This window comes from Pseudomonas costantinii (genome assembly GCF_001870435.1).
GTDB lineage: Bacteria > Pseudomonadota > Gammaproteobacteria > Pseudomonadales > Pseudomonadaceae > Aquipseudomonas > Aquipseudomonas costantinii.
This window is the reverse complement of sequence record NZ_MDDR01000027.1, coordinates 1-4,366: the sequence shown is the minus strand read 5'-3', so window position 1 is coordinate 4,366 and position 4,366 is coordinate 1. Positions and strand designations below refer to the sequence as shown.

1 protein-coding gene is annotated in these 4,366 nt (G+C 61.8%); it reads right to left on the bottom strand.

The features are described from left to right. Positions 1-4,366: non-ribosomal peptide synthetase (locus BFL40_RS13820; RefSeq protein ID WP_143088330.1), on the bottom strand; the 4,366-nt coding region annotated here is incomplete at both ends.

Sequence of the window (4,366 nt, the reverse complement as noted above, 5' to 3'; positions counted from 1 at the left end):
GGCTGCGGCAACGCCTTGCGGTCGAGTTTGCCGTTGGCGGTCAACGGCCATTCGGTGAGGAACAACAGGTGCGTCGGCACCATGTAGTCCGGCAAGTCGGCCTTGAGTTGCGCCTTGATGTGTTCTCTCAAGTCGTCTTCGTGACCTGGAGCCGCGATGACATAGCCGACCAATTGCTGGCCACTTGGGCCATCCTGAGCTAATACCAAAGCTTCGCGCACGACAGCCAGGGCATTCAGGCGCGCTTCGATTTCACCCAGTTCAATTCGGAAACCACGGATTTTCACCTGATGGTCAATACGGCCGACATACTCGATCACCCCGTCGCTGCGGTACTGCGCCAGGTCACCGGTGCGGTACAGGCGTGCGCCGCTTTCGCCGAACGGATCGGGAATAAAGCGCAGCGCAGTCAGGTCGCCACGATTCAAATAGCCCCGCGCCAGACCCGCACGACCGACGTACAACTCGCCGATGCAGCCTTTGGCGACCGGGTTCAGTTCGCCGTCGAGCACATACCAGGACAAGTCGGGAATCGGTTCGCCGATGGGGCTGTTGGCGTCCTGTTCCAGGTCCGCAATCGACAACGGACGGTAGGTCACGTGCACCGTGGTCTCGGTGATGCCGTACATGTTGATCAGTTGCGGCGCACTGTCGCCAAAGCGTTCGAACCACGGGCGCAGGCTCTTCACGTCCAGCGCTTCGCCGCCGAACACCACATGGCGCAAGGCGTTGCTGCGGCTATCGGTACACGCGACGTGCATCAATTGCTTGAACGCCGACGGGGTCTGGTTGAGCACCGTGACCCCGCTGTCGCACAGTAATTCCAGGAAGTCCTGGGGCGAGCGGCTGACGTCGTACGGCACGATCAGCAGTTCACCGCCGTGCAGCAGCGCGCCGAAAACTTCCCAGACCGAGAAGTCGAACGCGTAGGAATGGAACAGGCTCCAGACGTCCCGCTCGCCAAAACCGAACCAGGCGTCGGTGGCGGCGAACAGGCGCAGGATATTGCTGTGGGGCAGCAATGTGCCCTTGGGTTTGCCGGTGGAACCGGAGGTGTAAATCACGTAGGCCAGGTTCGACGGCTGCATCGACACTTGCGGGTCGCTGTCGGCAAACGCACTCATATCCGCGTCCAGCAGCAGGGTTTGCACGCCCGGCGGCACCGGCAATTTTCCGGCCAATGAGGCCTGGCTCAGCAGCAGTTGAATACCGCTGTCCTGGATCATGTAGGCCAGTCGGTCTTCGGGGTAGCTCGGGTCCAGTGGCACATACGCGCCGCCGGCCTTGAGGATCGCCAACAGGCCGACAATCATCTCGATACTGCGTTCGGCTGCCAGCCCCACAAGTACGTCGGGGCCAACGCCGTGGGCGATCAGTTGATGGGCCCGACGGTTAGCCTGGGTATTGAGCGCGCCGTAGGTAAGCGTCTGGCCGTTGCAGCGCAGGGCAATGGCATCGGGACGACGGCGCGCCTGCTCGGCGATCAACTCATGGGCGCAACGCTCGCTGGGGAAATCCTGCGGGTTGGGGTTCCATTGATTGATGCTGTGTTGTTGCTCGGCGGCATCCAGCAGCGGCAAATCACCAACACGTTGACGGCAATTGCTAACGATGCCACGCAGCATGTTGAGCCAATGACTGGCCATGCGCTGCGCGGTACCAGCATCGAACAAGTCAGTGGCGTAGGTCAGCGTGGCGCTCAACTCACCCTCGGCATCCAGGGTGTCGAGCGTCAGGTCGAACTGGGCCGTCCGGCTCTCCCACGGCTGGGCTTTGATCACCAGCCCCGGCAGTTGCGTAACATCTTGCCGACCGGCGCTCTGGTGGTTGTACATCACCTGGAACAGCGGGCTGTGGCTTAGGTTGCGCTCAGGACGCAAGGCCTCGACCAGTTGCTCGAACGGCAGGTCCTGATGGGCCTCGGCACCCAATGCGGCAGTCTTGACGTGTTGTAGCAACGCGTTGAATGGCTGCTGCGGATCGACTTCAGCCTTGAGCACCTGGGTGTTGACGAAGAAACCGATCAGACCTTCGGTTTCCAGGCGGTTGCGATTGGCAATCGGCACACCGACACGGATATCCGCCTGGCCGCTGTAGCGGTGCAGCAGGGCCTGGAACGAAGCCAGCAACACCATGAACAGCGTACAGCCCTCGCGCTGGGCCAATTGGCGCAACTGTTGGCCGAGTGCCTGGGGCACATCAATCTCCAGGCGCGCACCGGCAAAGCTCTGGCGGGCCGGCCGCGCACGGTCGGCAGGCAGCGTCAACAGCGGTTGTTCGCCGCCCAACACGTCGGTCCAGTAAGCCAGTTGCCGCTCGCGTTCACCCGCCTCCATCCAGTGGCGTTGCCACACCGCGTAGTCGGCGTATTGGATCGGCAGCGGTGCCTGCTCAATCGATGCGCCCTGACTGTAGGCGGCGTAACACTGGATCAGCTCCTGCACCAGCAACTGCATCGACCAGCCATCAGAAACGATGTGGTGCTGAGTGAGCACCAGCACGTATTCCTCGGCTGCCACCTGCAACAGGCCGACACGCAGCAGCGGACCGTGCTCAAGGTCAAACGGCTGACCGATCTGCTGATGCACGAAGGCCTGAATCTGCTCTGCCGAACCCTGCTCCAGAGACTGCACGTTCAGCGCCGGATACGGCTGGTGATTAATGACCTGCACCGCCCTCTCATCCACCTGTACAAAGGTGGTACGCAAGCTTTCATGACGTTGCACCAGCGTGGCGAAGCTACGTTGCAGTGCCTGCACGTCCAGGGCGCCATGGATCCGCAGCGCTGCCGGAATATGGTAGGCGGTGCTGGACGGCTCCATTTGCCAGAGGAACCACTGGCGTTGCTGGGCATAGGACAGCGGCAAAGGCTCATCCCGTGAAATCGCCGGTATGCACGCAGACGGTGTGGCCTGCACCGGCTCAAGCGCCGCGACACAGGCTTGCAGGCTGGCATTTTCAAACAGTGCGCGCAGCTTAAGGTTGCGATTCAGGGTCTGGCGAATGCGCGACACCATCTGCGTGGCCAGCAGCGAATGGCCGCCCAGCTCGAAGAAGTTATCGGTAAGACCTACGCGCTCCAGTTGCAACACGTCCTGCCAAATGGCCGCGACCTGCTGCTCCAACTCGGACTGCGGTGCCACATACGCCTGCTGCACCTGGCTCGCGTCCGGCTGCGGCAACGCCTTGCGGTCGAGTTTGCCGTTGGCGGTCAACGGCCATTCGGTGAGGAACAACAGGTGCGTCGGCACCATGTAGTCCGGCAAGTCGGCCTTGAGTTGCGCCTTGATGTGTTCTCTCAAGTCGTCTTCGTGACCTGGAGCCGCGATGACATAGCCGACCAATTGCTGGCCACTTGGGCCATCCTGAGCTAATACCAAAGCTTCGCGCACGACAGCCAGGGCATTCAGGCGCGCTTCGATTTCACCCAGTTCAATTCGGAAACCACGGATTTTCACCTGATGGTCAATACGGCCGACATACTCGATCACCCCGTCGCTGCGGTACTGCGCCAGGTCACCGGTGCGGTACAGGCGTGCGCCGCTTTCGCCGAACGGATCGGGAATAAAGCGCAGCGCAGTCAGGTCGCCACGATTCAAATAGCCCCGCGCCAGACCCGCACGACCGACGTACAACTCGCCGATGCAGCCTTTGGCGACCGGGTTCAGTTCGCCGTCGAGCACATACCAGGACAAGTCGGGAATCGGTTCGCCGATGGGGCTGTTGGCGTCCTGTTCCAGGTCCGCAATCGACAACGGACGGTAGGTCACGTGCACCGTGGTCTCGGTGATGCCGTACATGTTGATCAGTTGCGGCGCACTGTCGCCAAAGCGTTCGAACCACGGGCGCAGGCTCTTCACGTCCAGCGCTTCGCCGCCGAACACCACATGGCGCAAGGCGTTGCTGCGGCTATCGGTACACGCGACGTGCATCAATTGCTTGAACGCCGACGGGGTCTGGTTGAGCACCGTGACCCCGCTGTCGCACAGTAATTCCAGGAAGTCCTGGGGCGAGCGGCTGACGTCGTACGGCACGATCAGCAGTTCACCGCCGTGCAGCAGCGCGCCGAAAACTTCCCAGACCGAGAAGTCGAACGCGTAGGAATGGAACAGGCTCCAGACGTCCCGCTCGCCAAAACCGAACCAGGCGTCGGTGGCGGCGAACAGGCGCAGGATATTGCTGTGGGGCAGCAATGTGCCCTTGGGTTTGCCGGTGGAACCGGAGGTGTAAATCACGTAGGCCAGGTTCGACGGCTGCATCGACACTTGCGGGTCGCTGTCGGCAAACGCACTCATATCCGCGTCCAGCAGCAGGGTTTGCACGCCCGGCGGCACCGGCAATTTTCCGGCCAATGAGGCCTGGCTCA